General features: G+C 71.1%; 21 protein-coding genes and 1 pseudogene. 8 read left to right on the top strand and 14 right to left on the bottom strand.

All coding sequences use genetic code 11. The features are described 5' to 3' along the window. Positions 1-14 precede the first annotated feature (14 nt). Both MKD51_RS06330 and MKD51_RS06325 read left to right on the top strand, forming a co-directional pair. On the top strand, positions 15-1,355 hold the full coding sequence (locus tag MKD51_RS06330; RefSeq protein WP_240239424.1) for an aspartate aminotransferase family protein: 1,341 nt from the start codon (positions 15-17) through the stop codon (positions 1,353-1,355). Further along, positions 1,340-1,801: an Lrp/AsnC family transcriptional regulator gene (locus MKD51_RS06325; protein ID WP_240239422.1), complete on the top strand. Its 462-nt coding sequence runs from the start codon at positions 1,340-1,342 to the stop codon at positions 1,799-1,801. Before MKD51_RS06330 ends, MKD51_RS06325 begins: the two co-directional genes overlap by 16 nt. Before the next feature lie 3 nt (positions 1,802-1,804). Here MKD51_RS06325 and MKD51_RS06320 read toward each other — a convergent pair whose 3' ends face one another. Continuing rightward, entirely contained in the window at positions 1,805-2,188 is a 384-nt protein-coding gene (locus MKD51_RS06320; RefSeq protein ID WP_240239420.1) for a VOC family protein, read from the bottom strand. Between the two features lie 146 nt (positions 2,189-2,334). On the opposite strand from MKD51_RS06320, the pseudogene MKD51_RS06315 reads away from it, so the two are divergent. Further along, positions 2,335-2,928: pseudogene (locus MKD51_RS06315) on the top strand (dihydrofolate reductase family protein). Between the two features lie 6 nt (positions 2,929-2,934). Here MKD51_RS06315 and MKD51_RS06310 read toward each other — a convergent pair. Next, positions 2,935-3,417: a GNAT family N-acetyltransferase gene (locus tag MKD51_RS06310; protein WP_240239418.1), complete on the bottom strand. Its 483-nt coding sequence runs from the start codon at positions 3,415-3,417 to the stop codon at positions 2,935-2,937. 98 nt (positions 3,418-3,515) lie between these two features. On the opposite strand from MKD51_RS06310, the gene MKD51_RS06305 reads away from it, so the two are divergent. Continuing rightward, positions 3,516-4,076 carry a DinB family protein gene (locus MKD51_RS06305; protein WP_240239416.1) on the top strand — a complete coding sequence of 187 codons (561 nt, stop codon included), beginning with the start codon at positions 3,516-3,518 and terminating at the stop codon, positions 4,074-4,076. Positions 4,077-4,086: 10 nt separating this feature from the next. Here the strand turns inward: MKD51_RS06305 and MKD51_RS06300 are convergent, their stop codons facing one another. Further along, a complete protein-coding gene (locus MKD51_RS06300) occupies positions 4,087-5,751 on the bottom strand; it encodes an ABC-F family ATP-binding cassette domain-containing protein (protein WP_240239414.1) in 1,665 nt (554 codons plus the stop codon). Positions 5,752-5,799: 48 nt separating this feature from the next. Next, complete coding sequence (locus MKD51_RS06295) at positions 5,800-6,174, bottom strand: peptidoglycan-binding domain-containing protein (protein WP_240239412.1); 375 nt, start codon at positions 6,172-6,174, stop codon at positions 5,800-5,802. Between the two features lie 134 nt (positions 6,175-6,308). Here MKD51_RS06295 and MKD51_RS06290 point away from each other — a divergent pair, with 134 nt between their 5' ends. Both MKD51_RS06290 and MKD51_RS06285 read left to right on the top strand, forming a co-directional pair. Then, positions 6,309-6,653, top strand: a complete 345-nt coding sequence (locus tag MKD51_RS06290; protein ID WP_240239410.1) for a TraR/DksA C4-type zinc finger protein — start codon at positions 6,309-6,311, stop codon at positions 6,651-6,653. A gap of 69 nt (positions 6,654-6,722) precedes the next feature. After that, positions 6,723-7,190 carry a hypothetical protein gene (locus MKD51_RS06285; RefSeq protein ID WP_240239408.1) on the top strand — a complete coding sequence of 156 codons (468 nt, stop codon included), beginning with the start codon at positions 6,723-6,725 and terminating at the stop codon, positions 7,188-7,190. Positions 7,191-7,276: 86 nt separating this feature from the next. Here MKD51_RS06285 and MKD51_RS06280 read toward each other — a convergent pair whose 3' ends face one another. From MKD51_RS06280 to MKD51_RS06255, 6 genes are all read right to left on the bottom strand, one after another. Beyond that, positions 7,277-7,927: a response regulator transcription factor gene (locus tag MKD51_RS06280; protein WP_240239406.1), complete on the bottom strand. Its 651-nt coding sequence runs from the start codon at positions 7,925-7,927 to the stop codon at positions 7,277-7,279. Then, positions 7,924-9,165 (bottom strand): histidine kinase, encoded by a 1,242-nt coding sequence (locus tag MKD51_RS16310; protein ID WP_240239404.1) that lies wholly within the window; start codon positions 9,163-9,165, stop codon positions 7,924-7,926. The genes MKD51_RS06280 and MKD51_RS16310 overlap by 4 nt, the downstream gene beginning before the upstream one ends. Before the next feature lie 11 nt (positions 9,166-9,176). Beyond that, positions 9,177-10,031, bottom strand: coding sequence for an ABC transporter permease subunit (locus tag MKD51_RS06270; RefSeq protein WP_240239402.1), 855 nt, complete (start codon positions 10,029-10,031; stop codon positions 9,177-9,179). Then, positions 10,028-10,939 (bottom strand): ATP-binding cassette domain-containing protein, encoded by a 912-nt coding sequence (locus MKD51_RS06265; RefSeq protein ID WP_240239400.1) that lies wholly within the window; start codon positions 10,937-10,939, stop codon positions 10,028-10,030. The genes MKD51_RS06270 and MKD51_RS06265 overlap by 4 nt, the downstream gene beginning before the upstream one ends. Positions 10,940-11,045: 106 nt before the next feature. Further along, positions 11,046-11,666: a GNAT family N-acetyltransferase gene (locus MKD51_RS06260; protein WP_277603923.1), complete on the bottom strand. Its 621-nt coding sequence runs from the start codon at positions 11,664-11,666 to the stop codon at positions 11,046-11,048. Positions 11,667-11,737: 71 nt separating this feature from the next. Further along, positions 11,738-12,472 (bottom strand): LuxR C-terminal-related transcriptional regulator, encoded by a 735-nt coding sequence (locus MKD51_RS06255; RefSeq protein WP_240239396.1) that lies wholly within the window; start codon positions 12,470-12,472, stop codon positions 11,738-11,740. A 130-nt stretch (positions 12,473-12,602) separates the two neighbouring features. On the opposite strand from MKD51_RS06255, the gene MKD51_RS06250 reads away from it, so the two are divergent. Beyond that, on the top strand, positions 12,603-15,125 hold the full coding sequence (locus MKD51_RS06250; RefSeq protein ID WP_240239394.1) for a hypothetical protein: 2,523 nt from the start codon (positions 12,603-12,605) through the stop codon (positions 15,123-15,125). A 12-nt stretch (positions 15,126-15,137) separates the two neighbouring features. On the opposite strand, the gene MKD51_RS06245 is transcribed toward MKD51_RS06250, so the two are convergent. The 3 genes from MKD51_RS06245 to MKD51_RS06235 form a co-directional block, all read right to left on the bottom strand. Continuing rightward, the gene (locus MKD51_RS06245; RefSeq protein WP_240239392.1) at positions 15,138-15,512 is read right to left on the bottom strand and encodes a type II toxin-antitoxin system VapC family toxin; all 375 of its coding nucleotides are present in this window, start codon (positions 15,510-15,512) and stop codon (positions 15,138-15,140) included. Further along, positions 15,509-15,694 (bottom strand): type II toxin-antitoxin system VapB family antitoxin, encoded by a 186-nt coding sequence (locus MKD51_RS06240; RefSeq protein ID WP_240239390.1) that lies wholly within the window; start codon positions 15,692-15,694, stop codon positions 15,509-15,511. The genes MKD51_RS06245 and MKD51_RS06240 overlap by 4 nt, the downstream gene beginning before the upstream one ends. 95 nt (positions 15,695-15,789) lie before the next feature. Continuing rightward, positions 15,790-16,308 carry a DUF1877 family protein gene (locus MKD51_RS06235; protein WP_277603922.1) on the bottom strand — a complete coding sequence of 173 codons (519 nt, stop codon included), beginning with the start codon at positions 16,306-16,308 and terminating at the stop codon, positions 15,790-15,792. A 106-nt stretch (positions 16,309-16,414) separates the two neighbouring features. Here MKD51_RS06235 and arfB point away from each other — a divergent pair, with 106 nt between their 5' ends. After that, positions 16,415-16,855 (top strand): alternative ribosome rescue aminoacyl-tRNA hydrolase ArfB, encoded by a 441-nt coding sequence (arfB, locus tag MKD51_RS06230; protein ID WP_240239379.1) that lies wholly within the window; start codon positions 16,415-16,417, stop codon positions 16,853-16,855. Positions 16,856-16,865: 10 nt separating this feature from the next. On the opposite strand, the gene MKD51_RS06225 is transcribed toward arfB, so the two are convergent. Continuing rightward, on the bottom strand, positions 16,866-17,777 hold the full coding sequence (locus MKD51_RS06225; RefSeq protein ID WP_240239377.1) for an SDR family NAD(P)-dependent oxidoreductase: 912 nt from the start codon (positions 17,775-17,777) through the stop codon (positions 16,866-16,868). Positions 17,778-17,814: the final 37 nt, after the last annotated feature.

The following is a 17,814-nucleotide window of genomic DNA, read 5'->3' as shown; positions in this document are numbered from 1 at the left end:
CGGAGACGAGAACCATGACGACGCCCGCTGACCACCTCTGGATGCACTTCACCCGCATGGCGGATGCCGACACGGCACCCGTCATCGTCCGCGGCGAGGGCGCGTATATCTGGGACGACCGCGGCAAGCGCTACCTCGACGGCCTCGCCGGCCTCTTCGTCAACCAGCTCGGCCACGGCCGTGCCGACCTGGCGGCCGTGGCCGCCGAGCAGGCGCAGACGCTCGCCTTCTTCCCGCTCTGGTCCTACAAGCATCCCAGTGCCGTCGACCTCGCCGACAAGCTGGCGTCGCTCGCGCCGGGCGATCTCGACCGGGTCTTCTTCACGAGCGGCGGCAGCGAGGCCGTCGAGAGCGCCTGGAAGCTCGCGAAGAACTACTTCAAGCTCACCGGCAAGCCGATGAAGCACAAGGTGATCAGCCGCTCGATCGCCTACCACGGCACGACCCACGGCGCGCTCTCGATCACCGGCCTGCCACCGCTCAAGGCGCAGTTCGAACCGCTCGTGCCGTCGACCTTCCGGGTGCCGAACACCAACATCTACCGGGCGCCCATCCACGGCGACGACCCCGAGGCCTTCGGCCGCTGGGCCGCGGAGCAGATCGGGGTCGCGATCGAGCAGGAAGGCCCGGAGACGGTCGCCGCGGTCTTCCTCGAGCCGGTGCAGAACGCCGGCGGCTGCTTCCCGCCTCCCCCGGGATACTTCCAGCGCGTGCGCGAGATCTGCGACGAGCACGACGTGCTGCTGGTCTCGGACGAGGTGATCTGCGCCTTCGGCCGGCTCGGCACGATGTTCGGCGCAGAGCGCTACGACTACCAGCCCGACATCATCACCTGCGCCAAGGGGCTGACCTCCGGCTACGCACCGCTGGGCGCGATGATCGCGAGCGAGCGGCTCTTCGAGCCCTTCGCGCAGCCAGGCGCCTCCTTCGCTCACGGCTACACCTTCGGCGGCCACCCGGTCGCGACCGCCGTGGGACTCAAGAACCTGCAGATCTTCGAGGAGGAGGGGGTGCTCGAGCACGTGCGCGCCAACGAGGGAGCCTTCCGCGCAACGCTCGAGCGGCTGCACGACCTGCCGATCGTCGGCGACGTGCGCGGCGAGGGCTACTTCTACGGCCTCGAGCTCGTGAAGGACAAGGCCACCAAGGAGACCTTCGACGAGGCGGAGAGCGAGCGGCTGCTGCGCGGCTATCTCTCCACGGCGCTGTTCGACGCCGGGCTGTACTGCCGGGCCGACGACCGCGGCGACCCCGTCATCCAGCTCTCCCCGCCGCTCATCTGCGACCAGTCGCACTTCGACGAGATCGAGCAGATCCTGCGCGGCGTGCTGACTGAGGCATGGTCGCGCCTGTGAGCCTCCCCGATGCCCAGGACAAGGCGATCATCGCCGAGCTGCAGCGCGACGGCCGCGCGCCCTACGCCGCCATCGCCGAGGCTGTGGGGCTGAGCGAGACCGCAGTGCGCAACCGCGTGAAGCGGCTCACCGACAGCGGCGTCATGCAGATCGTCGCCGTCACCGACCCGACGCAGCTCGGATTCGCCCGCCAGGCGATGATCGGCATCCGCGTCTCCGGTGCCCTCGGGCCGGTCGCCGAGGCGCTCGCAGAGATGCCGGAGGTCGACTACGTCGTCATCACCGCCGGCAGCTACGACGTGCTCGCCGAGGTCGTCTGCGAGAGCGACGCGCACCTGCTCGAGCTCGTCTCCGACCGCATCCGCAGCATCGACGGCGTGCGCGAGACCGACACGCTCATGTACCTCAAGCTGCAGCAGCAGACCTACGCCTGGGGCGTGCGCTGAGCCTCACTCGCGATCGAGCTGCATGACGGCGATGACGTTGCCGGCCGGGTCGCTCGTCCAGGCGATGTCCGGCCCCATGTCTCCGCCGGTCACGATGCCGCGCGCATCCTGCTCGAAGTCCTCGTAGCGCAGCCACGTCGCGCCCCGGCCCGAGAGCTCGTCGACCGCGGCCGGCAGGTCGGCGACGCCGAGGTTCAGGATGGTGAACACGGCCGGCTCATGATCGTCCTTCGGGTAGGCCAGCACCGTCGCCCCGCCCGGCAGCGTGAGCTGCAGCATGCCGTGCTCCTCCGCCACCTCCAGCCCGAGCACCTCGTCGTAGAATGCCTTCGCCGCCGCGACATCTGGCACCGCGAAGCCGCTGAATCCCTGCGCGTAGTCCACCATCGGCCCACCTCCGTGCGCAGTATCGATCGCGCGGGGCGGATGCGCAAGGGGCGGATGCACGAGGGCGGATGCGCCGCGACGGTCCCACAGCTCTCGACAGGACGCGCGCATCGCGGCAGGATCGATGACGGATGCGAGGAGGCACCATGGGCATCGTGACCTGCGACATCGGCGTCTCGGTCGATGGCTTCGCGGCCGGGCCGAACCAGCGCCGGGAGGAGCCGCTCGGCGATGGTGGCGAGCAGCTGCATCGCTGGATGTTCGAAGCGGCCGACGAGCACCGGGCGGAGATCGACGCGGTCCTCGGCCATGGCGCCTACATCATGGGCCGCAACATGTTCGGCCCGCCGCGCGACGGCGGCTGGACGGAGCCGTGGACCGGCTAGTGGGGACCCGAGCCGCCGTACGGCGCACCGGTGTTCGTGCTCACGCACACGCCGCAGGAGCCCATCCCCATGGCGGGCGGCACCACGTTCCACTTCGTGACCGACGGCGTGGAAGCAGCGATGCAGCGAGCGCGCGAGGCCGCGGGCGATGCGACGATCGCCGTCGCGGGCGGCGCGAGCACCGTCGACCAGTGCCTGGCCGCTGGGCTCATCGACGAGCTGCGGCTGCACATCGCGCCGCTGGTGCTGGGTGCGGGAGAGCGCCTGTTCACGGCGTCGGGGCCGGTGGCGCTCGAGCCGATCTCGGCTCGCGCGACCCCACTGGTCACGCACATCACCTACCGCGTCGGGTAGCTCCGTTCAGGCCTGCTCGGTCGTACGCACCATGACCTGTTCGGGGTTCGGGTGCACCACGAAGCCGCACGCCGCATAGATCCCGTGCGCGTCGGCGGTCGTGAGCAGCAGCCGCTTCATGCGCAGCGGCGCGACGGCGTCGACGATCGTCTGCGCCAGCGCTGAGCCGACCCCCAGCCCGCGCGCGTCTCGATCGACGTAGACATCGCACAGCCAGCCGAAGGTGGCGCCGTCGGTGACGAGCCGGGCGTACCCGACCTGGGCGCCGTCCGCGGCGTAGACGCCGAAGTTGACGGATGCGGCGACGGCGCGCCGCAGCACGTCCATCGGGCGGCCCATCGCCCAGTAGGCATCCGTCGACAGCCAGGCGTGCACGCGCTCGAGGTCGAGCCGGTCGGGATCGGTGTCCACGACGAAGCCGTCGTGCAGCGGCGCCCGGATGTCGAGGCCGGGGATCGTCATCGCCCTGCCGGTGGTCTGCTCGCTCATGTGCGCTCCTCGGTGTGCCTCCGACGAGCGTAGGTCGCACCGAGCAGGCCACTCGCACTCCATTGACTCCCGGCATCCGTGCACGTTGACTGGTGCGCATGAGCGAGCAGCCGCAGCGATGGACACAGGCGACGGTCTACCCCGACATGTGGGTCAACCCGGATGACGACCCGCGCAACACCGATGGCGCGAGCCCCGACGGCGAGCGGCCGACGCTCGTGGAGTACCTGCACGACTACCGGCACACGCTGCTCATGAAGTGCGACGGCCTGAACCCCGAGCAGCTGGCGCGGCGCTCCGTGCCGCCGTCGACCATGTCGCTGCTCGGGCTCGTGCGGCACCTGGCGGAGGTGGAGCGCGACTGGCGCAGCTGGATCGTGTCCGACTCCGCTGCCGAGCCGCTCTACGGCCCGCACGATGCCGACTTCGACGGCGCCGTCGGCGAGCAGGCGGTCGTCGATGAGGCCTTCGCGGCCCTCCGGAACGAGCAGACGAAGACCGATGCTGTCATCGCCGAGCATCGCGATCTTGGCGAGCGAGTCGGCGAGAGCGGCAAGGCGATCAGGGAGATCATGGTGCACCGCATCGAGGAGTACGCGCGCCACTGCGGGCACGCCGACCTGCTGCGCGAGTGCGTCGACGGCAGAGTCGGGCAGTAGCGCTGACGCGTCAGCGCTCGAAGACCCGCCCGGCTTCGACGTGCCAGCGCCGATCCGTGCGCACCGTCTCGAGCATCCGCCGGTCGTGCGTCACCAGCAGCAGCGTGCCGTCATAGGACTCGAGCGCCTGCTCGAGCTGCTCGATGGCCGGCAGATCGAGGTGGTTCGTCGGCTCGTCGAGCACGAGCAGGTTGACGCCCCGCGCCTGCAGCAGCGCCAGGCCCGCGCGCGTGCGCTCCCCGGGTGAGAGCTCGTCGACGGGGCGGTGCACGTGATCGGCGCGCAGCCCGAACTTGGCCAGCAGCGTGCGCACCTCACCGGCGGCCAGCTCCGGCACGAGCGCCTCGAAGGCCGCCGCGAGCGGCTTGGAGCCCACGAGCAGCGAGCGCGCCTGATCGATCTCGCCGACGGCCACGCTCGCACCGAGGCTCGCGGACCCCTCGTCCGGCGCCCGCTGGCCGAGCAGCGCGCGCAGCAGCGTCGACTTCCCGGCGCCGTTGGGCCCCGTGATGCCGATGCGCTCTCCCGCGTTCACCTGCAGCGACACCGGCCCGAGCGTGAAGTCGCCCTGCTGCACGACCGCGCCGCTGAGGGTCGAGACGACCGAGCTCGACCGCGGTGCCGCCCCGATCGTGAACTCCAGCTGCCACTCCTTGCGCGGCTCCTCGACCTCGTCGAGCCTGGCGATGCGGCTCTCCATCTGCCGCACCTTCTGCGCTTGCTTCTCGCTCGACTCCGTCGCGGCCCGCCTGCGGATCTTGTCGTTGTCCGGCGACTTCTTCATCGCGTTGCGCACGCCCTGGCTCGACCACTCGCGCTGCGTCCTGGCGCGCGCCACCAGGTCGGCCTTCTTCTCGGCGAACTCGTCGTACTGCTCGCGCGCGTGGCGGCGGAGCGTCGCGCGCTCCTCCAGGTAGGCGTCGTAGCCGCCGCCGTAGACGCGATTCGAGTGCTGCGCGACATCGAGCTCCAGCACGCGCGTCACGCAGCGCGAGAGGAACTCGCGATCGTGGCTCACGAGCACCGCCCCGCCCCGAAGGCCCTCCATGAACGCCTCGAGCCGCTCGAGGCCATCGAGGTCGAGATCGTTGGTGGGCTCGTCGAGCAGCGCGATGTCGAATCGCGACAGCAGCAGCGCGGCGAGGCCGACACGCGCAGCCTGGCCGCCGGAGAGCGAGGTCATCAGTGCCTGGGCGATGCGGGCGCCCGGCAGCTCGAGCCCCAGCTCGGCGAGCACGATCGGGATGCGCTCCTCGAGGTCGGCCGCACCGCTGGCCAGCCATCGGTCGAGGGCGGATGCGTAGGTGTCGGCCGGGTCGGTGCCGGTCGCGGCGAGCGAGGGGTCGCCGAGCGCCGCCGCAGCGGCGTCCATCTCGCGCGTGGCCGCCGCGCAGCCGGTGCGACGAGCGAGGTGGTCGGCGACCGTCTCACCCTCGATCCGCTCGTGCTCCTGCGGCAGCCAGCCGACGAACGCGTCAGCGGGCGCGAGCGTCACCGTGCCGGCCTGCGGCTGCTCGATGCCGGCCAGGATCTGCAGCAGCGTCGACTTGCCCGCACCGTTGGCCCCGACCACGCCGACGACGTCGCCCGGCGCCACCGTGAGGTCGAGCGAGTCGAAGAGCGTGCGGTGGCCGTAGCCGCCGGCGAGGCCCTGGGCGACGAGTGTTGCGGTCATCCCGCAATCATCTCAGTGCCCGCCGCCCCGCGCCGCAGGGGCGGCCGCTCAGTAGGTGCGCGAGCGCTCGTGGAGGTGCCGCCAGGTCACCGGCCCCACGATGCCATCGGCCGTGATGCCGGCGATGTAGTACTGGAAGTCCACGACGGCGCGACGCGTGTTCGATCCGAACACGCCGTCGACGGCCACCGTCGGATAGCCCATCGATCGCAGCACGCACTGCAGGTAGGTCACGCGCCATCCGCGGTCGCCGTAGCGCAGCGTCTGCGTCGTCGACGACACGGAGTAGCAGACGGACGGCAGGGTCGGCCCGGGCCGTGTCGACGCCTCAGCGGGCGGCGCGGTGAGGGTCGTGCCCGTGAGCACGAGTGCGGCGGCAGCGGCGATCACGGCGCCTCGGCGCAGAGCGGTCGTCTTCGACATGAACGGTCCTCCTGGATGCGGTTCGACGGATGCGGCGCGGCCGAGAGCCCGCCACCCGCGGGAGTCTGGCACGCACCTATGCGTGCCACCTGGACGAGCCCTCAACGACCGATGCCGCGGACTATCCTTGCCGGATGCAGCCCGAGCCCAGCCGCGCCGAACGCATCGCTGCTCGCCGCGGCGAGGTGCTGCAGCAGCTCGGACAGGCAGATGCGCAGCTCGCCGAGCTGCGGTCGATGCGCGCGGGCATCAGCGACGATGACGAGCACGACCCCGACGGCGTCTCGCTGTCGTCGGAGTGGTCACGGCTCGAAGGCCTGCGGCAGACGCAGCTCGAGGCCCTCGCCGCGATCGACGAAGCGGCAGCGCGACTCGAGCGCGGCGAGGACACGACCTGCAGCGTGTGCGGTCGCCCCATCGCGCCAGCGCGGCTCGAGGCTCGCCCCGATGCCACGACCTGCATCGACTGCGCCCGCTGATCGCTCGACGGGCAGAACTGCCCGTCGCGAATGCTTGCCGCCGTCGCGCGAGCGTGCTGAGATGACGGCATGGTGATCTGGCGCGCGTGGGGCATTCTGGCGTTCTTCTATGGCGGACTGGCGATGATGCTGTTCGCGGGCCTCGCGAGCACCTTCCTGCCGGAGTCGATGCTCCCCTTCTCGATCTCGCTCGGCCTCGCGATCGCTGCCCTCGCGACCTGGTTCACGGGTCAGGCGATGAACGTGTCGCGCCCGCAGCGCAAGATCGACGCGTGGCGCGAGGCACGGGAGCAGCAGCTCGAAGCGCTGGTCTCCTCGGGACGGTTCCTGCTCGGTCCTGGCCAGCCGGCCCCTGCTTCCGCATCCGAGGCCCACGCGCAGAGCCAGCAGCTGCTGGAGCAGGAGCTGCGCCAGGCGCGGCGCGCTCGCAACATCCACACGTTCTTCTTCATCCCGATGCAGTTCTGGGGCTTCATCTTCGCGGCCGTCGCCGTGCTCGTGCTCGTGCTCGGCATCGTCGGCATCGCGCGCGGCTGACCGCGAGGTCGCGAGGCCCTGCCGCGTCGCCGCGCATCCAAGCATCACGCTCGAGCTCCGCTGGCCGCCGCAGGGGCCACGGCGCGTCAGCGACCGACGATCCCCAGCTCGTAGGCCAGGATCACGAGCTGCACGCGATCGCGTGCGTCGAGCTTGCGCAGCAGCCGGCCCACGTGCGTCTTGACCGTCGACGCCGACAGCACGAAGCGTGCCGCGAGCTCGTCGTTCGTGCACCCCTCTGCGATGGCGATGAGGAACTCGCGCTCGCGCGGTGTGAGCACCTCGAGCACGGTGTCGTCGCGCGTCGAGGGCACGCTCGACGTGAACCGCTCGAGCATGCGCCGAGTGACGGCGGGCGCGAGCGCCGCATCTCCCGCGTGGACGGCACGGATGGCGGCGATGAGCTCCGCGGGCCGCACGTCCTTGAGGAGGAAGCCGCTCGCACCCGCGCGCAGGGCGGCGTAGGCGTACTCGTCGAGGTCGAAGGTCGTGAGCACGAGCACCTTCGGCGGCGAGGCGGCTGCGCTGATCCGCTCGGTGGCCGCGATGCCGTCGAGACCCGGCATCCGCACATCCATGAGCACGACGTCGACGCCGCCGCGCGCGGCGAGCGCCACGGCCTCGGCGCCGTCGGATGCCTCACCGACCACCTCGAGCCCCTCCTCCGCCTCCAGCACCATGCGGAAGCCGAGGCGCACGAGCGACTGGTCGTCCACGACCGCGATGCGGATGGTCATGCAGCTCCTGCCTCTTCGAGCTCGACGACGACGCGCCAGCCCTTGGTCGCTCGCGGCCCGGCCTCGACCGCTCCGCCGAACATGGCGGCGCGCTCCCGGATCCCGACGATGCCGCGACCCGAGCCCGCCGTCGCCGCGGGCGCGCCGGAGCCGTCGTCGGTCACCTCCAGGCGCACGGCGGCGCCGCGCTCGTGCTGCACCATCACCTCCACCCGGTTGGCGTCCGAAGCGTGCCGCAGCACGTTCGTGAGCGCCTCCTGGAGGATGCGGTGCACCGTGAGCGCCAGCGGTTGGTCGTCGATCGCCGAGCCCGATGTCGTGAGCCGCACGGGCATCCCGGCCTCGCGGAACGACGCGACGAGCGCCTGCAGATCGCCGGAGCTCGGCTGTGGCGCGAGCTCGGCACCGTCGCCGGGCTCCCGCAGCACCCCGAGCAGCCGGCGCATCTCGGCGAGCGAGGCGCGCCCGGTCTCGGCGACGCCGCGCATCGTGCCGCTCGCACGCGCGGGATCGCGTTCGGCCTGCGCCGCGGAGCCCTCGGCCAGCGTGACCATGACTGTCAGCCCGTGGCTCACGACGTCGTGCATCTCGCGCGCGATGCGAGCACGCTCCGCCGCGACGGCGAGGCGCGCCTGCTGGTCGCGGTCGCGCTCGAGGTCGGAGGCGCGGGCGATGAGCTGGTCGACGTACGAGCGACGAGCGCGCGCCGAGATCCCGAGCAGCACAGCCACGACGTACGACGAGATCGCGAGCAGGTTCACGGTGAGGACGGGCCCGACCATCCCTGGTGCGAGCGCCGGCAGGATGATGGTCGCGAGCGCCGAGCACACCGCTGCGACCGCGAGTCCCACCCACGCGAGCGTGGCACGCGCGTATGCCCCGAGCGAGTAGAGCGCGACGTATATGGCGAGGAACGCTCCTGCGGAAGCCTCTGCGGGGATTGCGAGCAGCAGCGCGCAGACGACGGTCACGACGAGCGGCCGGCGGCGGCGCCAGAGCAGGGCGGCGCCGGCTGCGATCGCGACGGCGACCATCCAGAGCCCGCTCGTCTGCATCGACGCCTCGACGGAGGCGATCACGGTGCCGATCGCGACGATCGGCAGCTGCGCGGCGACCGCGAGCAGCCAGTCGACGAGCCGGGGATGCGCGAGACCGAAGCGGCGGAGCACGCCCGGCGGGCGAGGCACGGGCAAGCGGCCCACGGCGTCTCCGCCGGGGGCCGCTTGCGTCGTGCTCACGTCGGGAGAGCCTACGCGTCGCGCCGCATGAGGGCCGCGGCGGCGCCGAGGAGCGCGATCGCGGGCCATGCGACGGTCGCAGCCAGCGCGCGCCAGAATTCCTCACCCGGTTCCGTGCCGGGGAGCGACATCGTCATGCCGGCGTTCGGCAGCAGGTACGGGGAAGCCTCCTGCACGACCTCGAACGGGATGAGGCCGATCACCGCCGGGAGCACGAGCAGCACGCCGAGCGAGATGGCGATCGCGCCGGCGCCCGAGCGTACGAGCGCGCCGACCGCGAGCGAGAACACCGTGAGCAGTGCGAGGTACGTCGCCCCGCCGAGGATCGCGAAGGGCACGTCGAGCCCGACGCTCATCGCCTCCAGCTCGACCCCGAACGAGAGCGCGACGGCGATCGTGGAAGCGATGCCGATCGCAAGCGCGAGCCCGCTGGCGACGAAGGCGATGAGCCCGAGCACGAGCGCCTTCCCTCCGAGCACGGGCAGGCGCCGCGGCACCGCCGTGAGGCTCGAGCGGATCTGGCCGCTGCCGTACTCGCCCGTGATGGCGATGACGCCGAGCACGGCGAAGACGAGCTGCGAGACGAGGATGCCGGAGGCACCCAGGCTCGCGACCGGCACCTCGCTGAAGAGACCCTGCTCGATCGCGCCATCCGGTGCCGTCGCGAGTGTCGCGAGCGTCACGAGCGCGCCGAGTCCGGCCGTGATGACGACGGCGATCGCAATCGCCCATCCGATCGAGCGCACGCTCGTGAGCTTGACCCATTCGGAGCGCAGGACGCCCCGGAAGGTCACGCGATGCTGCGACTCGCGGAAGGTCGAGCGGCGCGCTTCGGAGTCGGTTGTCGTGGGTGTGGCGGTGGTCATCGGACTGCCTCCGTTCGGTACTCGACGGCATCGTTCGTCAGGGCCATGTAGCGCTCTTCCAGCGTCGCCCTGCGGGGTGTGAGCTCTTCCAAGCCGATGCCGTGCTCCACGGCGATCTCGGCGATGCGAGGCGCGGGCACCCCCGCGACCTCGACGGCGTCCGGCGAGACCTGCGTGACGGTCACGTCATCTGCGGCGAGCAGCTGCGGCAGTCGGTCGACCCCGGACCCGCGCACGTGCACGACGAGCGTCCCCCGTGACGAGAGCATCTCCTCGATCGACTGGTCGGCGAGCACGCGACCGCGGCCAAGCACCACGACGCGATCCGCGACCAGGGCCATCTCGCTCATGAGATGCGAGGAGAGCAGCACGGCCCGGCCCTCGGCCGCAAGCGTGCGCAGCAGCCCGCGCACCCACGCGACGCCCTCGGGATCGAGGCCGTTTACGGGCTCATCCAGGATGAGCGTGTGCGGGTCGCCGAGCAGCGCCGCGGCGATGCCGAGGCGCTGGCCCATGCCGAGCGAGAAGCCACCGACGCGCTTTCGCGCAACCGCCTCGAGACCCGTGAGCTCGAGCACCTCATGCACGCGGCGCTTGCCGATGCCGTGCGTCGCGGCGAGCCCGAGCAGGTGACGCTCGGCGGTGCGACCCGGATGCCAGGCCTTGGCGTCGAGGAGCGCTCCGACCTCGGTGAGCGGCGAGCGGAGCTCGCGGTACGGCACGCCGGAGACGGTGACGGATCCTGCGTCGGGGCGGTCGAGGCCGACGATCATGCGCATCGTGGTCGACTTGCCGGCGCCGTTGGGGCCGAGGAAGCCGGTGACGAGGCCCGGGCGGACCTCGAAGCCGACATCATCGACCGCGACCTTCGCGCCGTAGCGCTTCGTGAGGTGCTCTGCTGCGATCATGCCTCGAGCATCCCGCGAACGGTCGGCGCGGCGCGTCGGCCGAAAGGCGGATTCGCGCGACGCCGGCGTGGTACCCGGGTACCACGCCAGGGCGGGCCGGCAGCCCTCAGCGCGGGGCCCCCTGGCCAGGTCGCGTCGAGCCCGGGCGCGTTCCCGCATCCGCGTCGAAGATCCCGGATGCGGTCGGGGCGCAGTCGGGAAGGCTGACCGCGGTCGCCGGCGCCGCGATGGCGACCTCCCAGCGGATCTCGCCGTCGACCACCGTGCTCGTGGGCAGCATGCCCAATCGGGTCGCGATGCGCTGCGATGCCGCGTGTTCCGGATGGATGTGGGCGATGATGCGATCGACTCGCCGGCGGACGAGCGCTTCGACCAGCAGTGCCGCAGCACGTGCGGCGTAGCCGCGACCCTGCCATGGCACGCCGATGACCCAGGCGATCTCGGCGGGCGCCCCGCCCTCCGGGATGGTGGCCTGCACGTAGCCGATCGGCTCCTGTCGGGCGCCGAGCACCACGATGCTGTTGATCCACGTCTCCGTGCGATCCGCGGAGTGCCCTCTGGTCTGCACCGCGTAGCGGCGCTCCAGGTCAGCGACGGAGGGCGGCTCGCCGCCCGTGAATCGGTAGAGCGAGGCATCGGCGAGGACGACGGCCATGGCAGCCGAGTCATCCACCCGGAGCGCTCGGAGGGAGAGGGGCTCAGCACAGGTCTCGTCTCGATGGCGCATACGACGCAATGTAGTCGCAGACCGCTCGCGCAGGTCGCACCGCGTGATGGCGGGGCGGCGTGACCGCACGGTCAGCGGGGCAGGAGCCCGAGGTCCTTCGCGCGTTGCACCGCCACGAGCCGATCGTTGCATCGCAGCACGACGTACAGATCGCCGAGGTGCTTGCGCACCGTCCGCTCGGTGATGCCCATGCGGTGCCCGATCGACCGTGCCGTGTGGCCCTCTGCGAGATGGGTGAGGAGCACGAGCTCACGCGGCTTCACCGTCGCGGAGGGTTGCGCCTGCACGACGGGGCGGCGCGCTTCGAGGGCGATGAGCACCGGCAGCACTCGCTGAGCGACCTCCAGCTCTCGGTCGGTGAAGTCCGATCCGGTGCGCGTGAAGGTCCACCCCTCCCCGATGCCGAGTGCAGCCATGCGCGTCATGAGTCCAAGCTGATGTGCCCGGCCGAGCTCGCGATAGACCTCTTGGTACAGCGCGGTTGCGTGCCACTGCTCCTGCGACGCCACATCCGACATCCGGCGCGGAGATCGGTCCGTCGGAGACTGCTCGTAGCTGCGCACGCCCTGGTGGGTGTGGCCGAATCGAGCGAGCCCGGCCGCACGGACGCCGTTGACCTCCGGCGTCGCGCCGCGCACGATCGCGGTGCCCGCGATGAAGTCGACGCGAGCCCAGATGATCTCGTCCGCAGGCAGCACTCCGCCCAGCAGGCGAGCTGCCTGCGCGTCGTACTCGGCAGCGCCGGACAGCGCTTCGAGGTCGTGGGCGAGATCGATCACCGCAGCGGCCTTAGGCCCGATGGACATCGCGTTCCTCCCTGTCGGGTGAACCATGTCAAGTGGCGATTCCGACACTACCTCTCCAGCCTCGCCGCGAGAAGGATCGCCCTAGCTCGTCGCGGAGCGTGCGAGGAGCCTCGGTGAGGAGTGGTGGGACATGTACCTTTCGGTGGCATTCGCGGCGGGCGACGGCAGCCAGCTGGTCGCTGAAGGCGGAGGCGGCGGCGAGATCCTCGCCAACCGCGGCGGCATCGGACCATGGGAGACGTTCCGCCTCTTCAATCGCAGCCGGCCCGGCGCGGAGCTGCGGCACGGCGACTCCATCGCGCTGCAGGTGAGCGACGGGGGCTTCGTCGCCGCGAGCGACGGAGGCGTGCATGCCGCGCAGGCGTGGATCGACGCGGCAGCCGTGTTCACCCTGGAGCGCGTCGTGGGAGCCGGGCTCGTCGCCTCGGGTGACGCCGTCGCGCTCCGCGCCGCCGACGGCAGGTTCGTGGTCGCTGAGAACAACGGCGGCGGCGCCGTGCACGCGAACCGAGCGCGCCGTGGACCCTGGGAGACGCTCACCATCACGACGATGGGCCAGCAACTGGTGCGGCTTCGCTCGCGAGCCGGGAAGTTCGTCACCGCAGAAGACGGTGGAGGTCGGGAGGTCACCGCCAATCGTGATGCGATCGGCCTGTGGGAGACGTTCGCTCTCGTCAACTTCTCCCGAGCCTCCGATCGGTGCGCCGGGGGGGACACCGTCGCGCTGCGCACCTGGAGCGGCGCGTACCTGCGCGTGCAGAATCTCGGTGACGTCGATGCCGCCGGCAATCAGGCGCGCATGGACGCGTGCTTCCGTGTGGCGGCAGCCGGTGCCCGAGTGATCCGGCACCGCCAGCAGATCGCCCTCCAGTCGCTGCACACCAACAGGTTCCTGACGGAGCGGGCTGGCACGATCAACGCGCTCAGCCGGACCGGGACGGGGCTCGCGCTCTTCACCGTCGAGCTCGCCGATCACGAGGGCATCGACTTCGAATGGGTCCCCGACGGCACAGGGCTGGCCGGCCGGCCCTTCGACCCGCCACCTCCCCCCGTCCCTTCGCCCCGAGACGTGCTCACGCTGCACTTCTTCGAGCGGCCGGGCGAACCGGTCACCACCAGCGCACGGATCCGCAGCGCCCTCACGGGCCCCGCGCCGAGCCTCGACACCTGGTTGCGCGCGATGTCCGGTGGCGCGTTCCGCATCCGCGACGTCGGTGTCCACGGCCCCTTCCGCTCCACGCCGGTCCCCGCTGGCACCCCCGATGCCCATGCGGTGGGCCACAACCTACTGCTCAGCGGTGCCGAGGCCAGCGGCGTCCCGCTCGCAGCGATCGCCGAGGGCGGGATCATCGACAGCCGCCGCACCGCGCTCGTGCACATCAAGGCCGGCGCGATCGGCGGCCAGGTGCACGGTGGAAGCGCGACGTCCCGCTCGGGACTCCGGTTCGTCGGCCGGGATGCAGGAGTGGGCGTGAGCACCGACGTGAACGAGGCCTCCCGCGCGGTGCTCGCGCACGAGGCCTCTCACCTGATCCTCGATGTCGTCGACCGGTATGGGTTCCGCGTGCCGATTCGCGGCGATCTCATCGCGAATCGCACCTTCGTCGGCGACTGGGAGCCGTTCGTGATCGATCGTGTGGGCGGTGCGGGTCCCGTGGTCTCAGGCGATGCCGTCACCCTTCGCGCTCACGATGGCGGATACGTGTCCGTGGACGCCGCGCCACCGAATGTCGTCAACACGGAGGCGGCGCGCTCCGGCCGAGCGCAGCCCTTCACGATCGAGGGCGTGGCAGGCGGCGCGGTCGCCCACGGGGCAGCGATCGGGCTGCGCACGGCCGGCGGGCGCTGGGTCACCGCCGAGCTGGGCAGCGATGGTGTCGTCACCGCGAACCGGGTGGCGAGGGGCGCGTGGGAGACGTTCGAGGTGCAGAAGCGCGGAGGTGCCGGACGCATCTCATCCGGGGACATCGTGTCCTTCAAGAGCTCCGCAGGCCTGTTCGTCTCCGCGGAGACGGCTCGTCGCACGCCGGCCATCTCCCCCCAGGACCGGCAGCGCGGATACACCTGGGCAGGCACGACGGGCAATGGACAGGGAGGCAGCTTCGACAACGCCGATGCCAACTACAGCACCGTGATGCTCTCCGTCTACGACCGCATCCGTCTCGGCTGGGCGCGTCCCCGCTACCTGACACCGGACAACCGCGGCTGCTTCACGATCCGTCCGTTCCTCGACTCCCGTGCGGCACTGATCCTCTTCGACCCAGAGCATCCGCACGAGTGGTACACGGTCGAGAACCGTCAGCATCGCGAGAACCTCGATGAGGTCCGATCTTCCGGTCTCGTCATCTCCTGGATACAGGACGACCCGGGCTACTGGCAATGGTGGTTGAACCGGTCGAACGATCCGGAGGGTCCGGGGCTCAGCAAGCATCTGACGCCGGCGGTCATCTCCGCCGCCGCCCCCGGGGTGCCACCCAACATGCTCGCCCGGCCGGTCGTGTTCGACCACGCGTCCGTGACGAAGCGGAACGCCCCAGGCGCCGCCTTCACCGAGGGCGAGATCGTCCTCCCCCTCGGCAACGGCGACCCCTCGCGGTTCCACCTCTCGTTCCATGCCGGGGCATCCGGCAACGTCGCCCTCTGCCTTCGGTGATGACGGCAGTCCTCAGCGCGGATCCTGCAGCACCCCGATCCCCACCTCTCGGCACGCTGCCAACAGGCGCTTGTCTCGGGTCCAGAGCCGAGCCCCATCTACAAGCGCGACCGCTCCGAGGAGGTGCACGTCGACGGCGCTCAGCCCTCGTCCCCAGAGTCGGCGCGCATCGATCAGCGAGAGCAACTCACGATGCGAGAGTGTCGGCATCGCGTGCAGGCTCTCGAGCAGGCGCAGCAGTGTCTCCCGCCGCGCGATCGAGCCAAGCGCGAGCTCCTGGATCACCAGCGGATGGCAGCTGACCGCGTCGTCCTCGAGCAGGCCGACCAAGCCCGGCTCCGGCCGATGCAGGTGGTCGATCCAGACCGAGGTGTCGACCAGGATCACGCGGCGTCGCCTCGGCGACGACCACCGGCGGTGGCAGCCGGGTCGGCACCGCCGAGAGCCGCCAGCCGACGCGCGCTCTCCACGCGGATCAACGTCGTCAGACCAGCGCGCAACAAGGCCGACCGCTCGGTCTCACCCGTGAGCTCGCTTGCACGCGCGAGCAGCTCGTCGTCGATCGTCACTGTCGTCCTCATCACGCCCCCTTGCATCTTTCTTGGCATCATACGGTGACGCTTTTGATGCAGCAAGGTCGATCGACAGGACTGCGTGGCATGGGTCATCCGATCAGGTAGACCATCCCGCGGCCGTCGTCCGCGAGGGCCGTGGTGAACGCGCGCGCGACGCTGAGATACTGGCTCCCGTAGCGGGCTTCGTCCTCCGGATCCCTGCCGACGCCGGCGGCTTCGCGAAATCGCGCCTGCGCATCAGCATCGTCGATCGATTCGAGATCGCGCGCGATCTCGATCACCTCGACGGGTGTCAGCGCTCGCACCCAAGGGCTCCATCCCCACTCCTGCGGCGTCACCTGTCCCTCGAACATTCGGTACGCGGGCCTCGCCACGGCGTCGCCAGCTGCAGGAGCCGTGAGCCGCTGCAGCAGCGACCACGCTTTGTCGAGGTACAGCAAGTCCCGCTCGGGCAGGCTCTGCTCGAAGTTGGTGACGCCGCCCATGGAGCCCGGTTCCAGCCCCCACGCATCGGCGAGCGGATCGGCCGAGACCATGCCGCGAGGATCAGCCAGCGCCCGCTCAGTCATCGCCGGCTCGAATGCATATGCGTAGTACCTGATTCCCATGGGAGGAGTGTCACCGAGATTCGCTGACGACGAGGATGGTGGCGATCAGACTGTGGAGAACGTGCGGAGATCCCTCGCGAGCGCTGCGCCGCGAGACACTGATCTGGTGGACGAACTGCATGTGCCCCCTGGCCCCGGAGCGCCGCGCGGCCTGCGAGTGCCGGCGGCCGAGCTGGTCGAGCAGTTCTCCCGGTCATCCGGCCCTGGCGGTCAGGGCGTCAACACCGCCGATTCCCGCGTGCAGCTGAGTCTCGACCTGGGCACGACGAGCGCGCTGAGCGACGCGCAGCGCGCCCGCGTGATCGATCGGCTGGCCGGTCGGCTGACCGGCACGGTGTTGACGGTCAGCGCCTCCGAGCACCGATCGCAGCTGGACAACCGGCTCGCGGCAAGGAGACGCGTCGCGGCCCTGCTGCGCGACGCCGTGGTGCCCGTCGCCGCTCGGCGAGCGACCCGCCCGACGAAGGGCTCGCAGCGTCGACGGCTCGCAGGGAAGAGCCAGCGCTCCCAGACGAAGCAGAATCGCAGACCACCGACTCCAGAGTGACCCGGTGTCCTCACCGCGGCAGGTCGACGCCCGTCTCCCGCACGCACAGCGCCCACAGCGCATCCGCCGCCGAGTCGTCGCGCGCGAGCGGCGACGCCAGCTCCGGCGCGGGCTGGCCGCGCCAGCGCCGCCAGCCGTCTGGCCCGAGGTACGTCAGCGGCGGCAGCTCTGCGACTGCGGCGGCGAGCAGCGGCAGCGCTCCAGCCGCCGGCGGCTGGGCGATCGGCCGGGTGACCTCGGTGACGATGCGGTCGAGCAGCGCGACGCCCGTGACGTTCTGGATGTTCGTGTGCGACCACCCGGGATGCGCGAGCTGCACGTCGATGGCGCTGCCGCGCAGCTGCAGGCGGCGCTGCAGCGCACGAGCCCACAGCATGTCGCCGAGCTTGGACTGGGCGTAGGCGGCAGCCAGCGACCACCGGCGGTGCCGGAAGTGCGGATCACCCGCGTCGATGTAGCCCGCGCGATGCGCACCGGAGCCGACCACGACGATGCGGCTACGCACCCGCTCGGCGATCAGGCAGGTGAGCGCGAAGGGCCCCAGCAGGTTCGTGCCGAGCACCAGCTCGAAGCCGTCCCGGGTCTCGCGGCGGCGCGGGGTCACCGCACCGGCGTTGTTGACGAGCACGTCGACCGGCTCATCGAGTGCGTCGGCGAAGGCCCGGACGGATGCGAGGTCGGCCAAGTCGAGCGGCAGCACCCGCGTCTCGGCACCGCTCCCCCGCAGCTCGGCTTCGAGCGCCGCACCCCGCTCGGCGCTGCGGGCAGGCACGATCACTCGTGCGCCTGCGCTCGCCGCGGCACGCACCACCTCGCGGCCGATGCCGTTCGTCGCGCCGGTGACGAGCCATGTGCGGCCCGCCTGGCTCGGGATGCGGCCGGCGCGAAGGTCGGCCGGCAGAGTGGGCGTGTGCGCGTCCATGCTGCGAACGCTATCGGCCGATGGCGTCCGCGTACGA

This window comes from Agrococcus sp. ARC_14 (genome assembly GCF_022436485.1).
In the GTDB taxonomy this organism is placed as follows: domain Bacteria; phylum Actinomycetota; class Actinomycetes; order Actinomycetales; family Microbacteriaceae; genus Agrococcus.
Note: the sequence above shows the minus strand (reverse complement) of the source record. Positions and strands in the feature narration are given on the sequence as shown.

Bases quoted from the DNA above. Each gene is read 5' to 3' on its own strand.
- MKD51_RS06270 (WP_240239402.1), bottom strand. From the start codon at position 10,031: ATGACCACCGCCACACCCACGACAACCGACTCCGAAGCGCGCCGCTCG.
- MKD51_RS06260 (WP_277603923.1), bottom strand. From the start codon at position 11,666: ATGCGCCATCGAGACGAGACCTGTGCTGAGCCCCTCTCCCTCCGAGCG.
- MKD51_RS06290 (WP_240239410.1), top strand. From the start codon at position 6,309: ATGCAGCCCGAGCCCAGCCGCGCCGAACGCATCGCTGCTCGCCGCGGC.
- MKD51_RS06305 (WP_240239416.1), top strand. From the start codon at position 3,516: ATGAGCGAGCAGCCGCAGCGATGGACACAGGCGACGGTCTACCCCGAC.
- MKD51_RS06225 (WP_240239377.1), bottom strand. From the start codon at position 17,777: ATGGACGCGCACACGCCCACTCTGCCGGCCGACCTTCGCGCCGGCCGC.
- MKD51_RS06320 (WP_240239420.1), bottom strand. From the start codon at position 2,188: ATGGTGGACTACGCGCAGGGATTCAGCGGCTTCGCGGTGCCAGATGTC.
- MKD51_RS06325 (WP_240239422.1), top strand. From the start codon at position 1,340: ATGGTCGCGCCTGTGAGCCTCCCCGATGCCCAGGACAAGGCGATCATC.
- MKD51_RS06310 (WP_240239418.1), bottom strand. From the start codon at position 3,417: ATGAGCGAGCAGACCACCGGCAGGGCGATGACGATCCCCGGCCTCGAC.
- MKD51_RS06250 (WP_240239394.1), top strand. From the start codon at position 12,603: ATGTACCTTTCGGTGGCATTCGCGGCGGGCGACGGCAGCCAGCTGGTC.
- MKD51_RS06300 (WP_240239414.1), bottom strand. From the start codon at position 5,751: ATGACCGCAACACTCGTCGCCCAGGGCCTCGCCGGCGGCTACGGCCAC.
- MKD51_RS06330 (WP_240239424.1), top strand. From the start codon at position 15: ATGACGACGCCCGCTGACCACCTCTGGATGCACTTCACCCGCATGGCG.
- MKD51_RS06295 (WP_240239412.1), bottom strand. From the start codon at position 6,174: ATGTCGAAGACGACCGCTCTGCGCCGAGGCGCCGTGATCGCCGCTGCC.
- MKD51_RS06280 (WP_240239406.1), bottom strand. From the start codon at position 7,927: ATGACCATCCGCATCGCGGTCGTGGACGACCAGTCGCTCGTGCGCCTC.
- MKD51_RS06235 (WP_277603922.1), bottom strand. From the start codon at position 16,308: ATGGGAATCAGGTACTACGCATATGCATTCGAGCCGGCGATGACTGAG.
- MKD51_RS06265 (WP_240239400.1), bottom strand. From the start codon at position 10,939: ATGATCGCAGCAGAGCACCTCACGAAGCGCTACGGCGCGAAGGTCGCG.
- MKD51_RS06255 (WP_240239396.1), bottom strand. From the start codon at position 12,472: ATGTCCATCGGGCCTAAGGCCGCTGCGGTGATCGATCTCGCCCACGAC.
- MKD51_RS06285 (WP_240239408.1), top strand. From the start codon at position 6,723: ATGGTGATCTGGCGCGCGTGGGGCATTCTGGCGTTCTTCTATGGCGGA.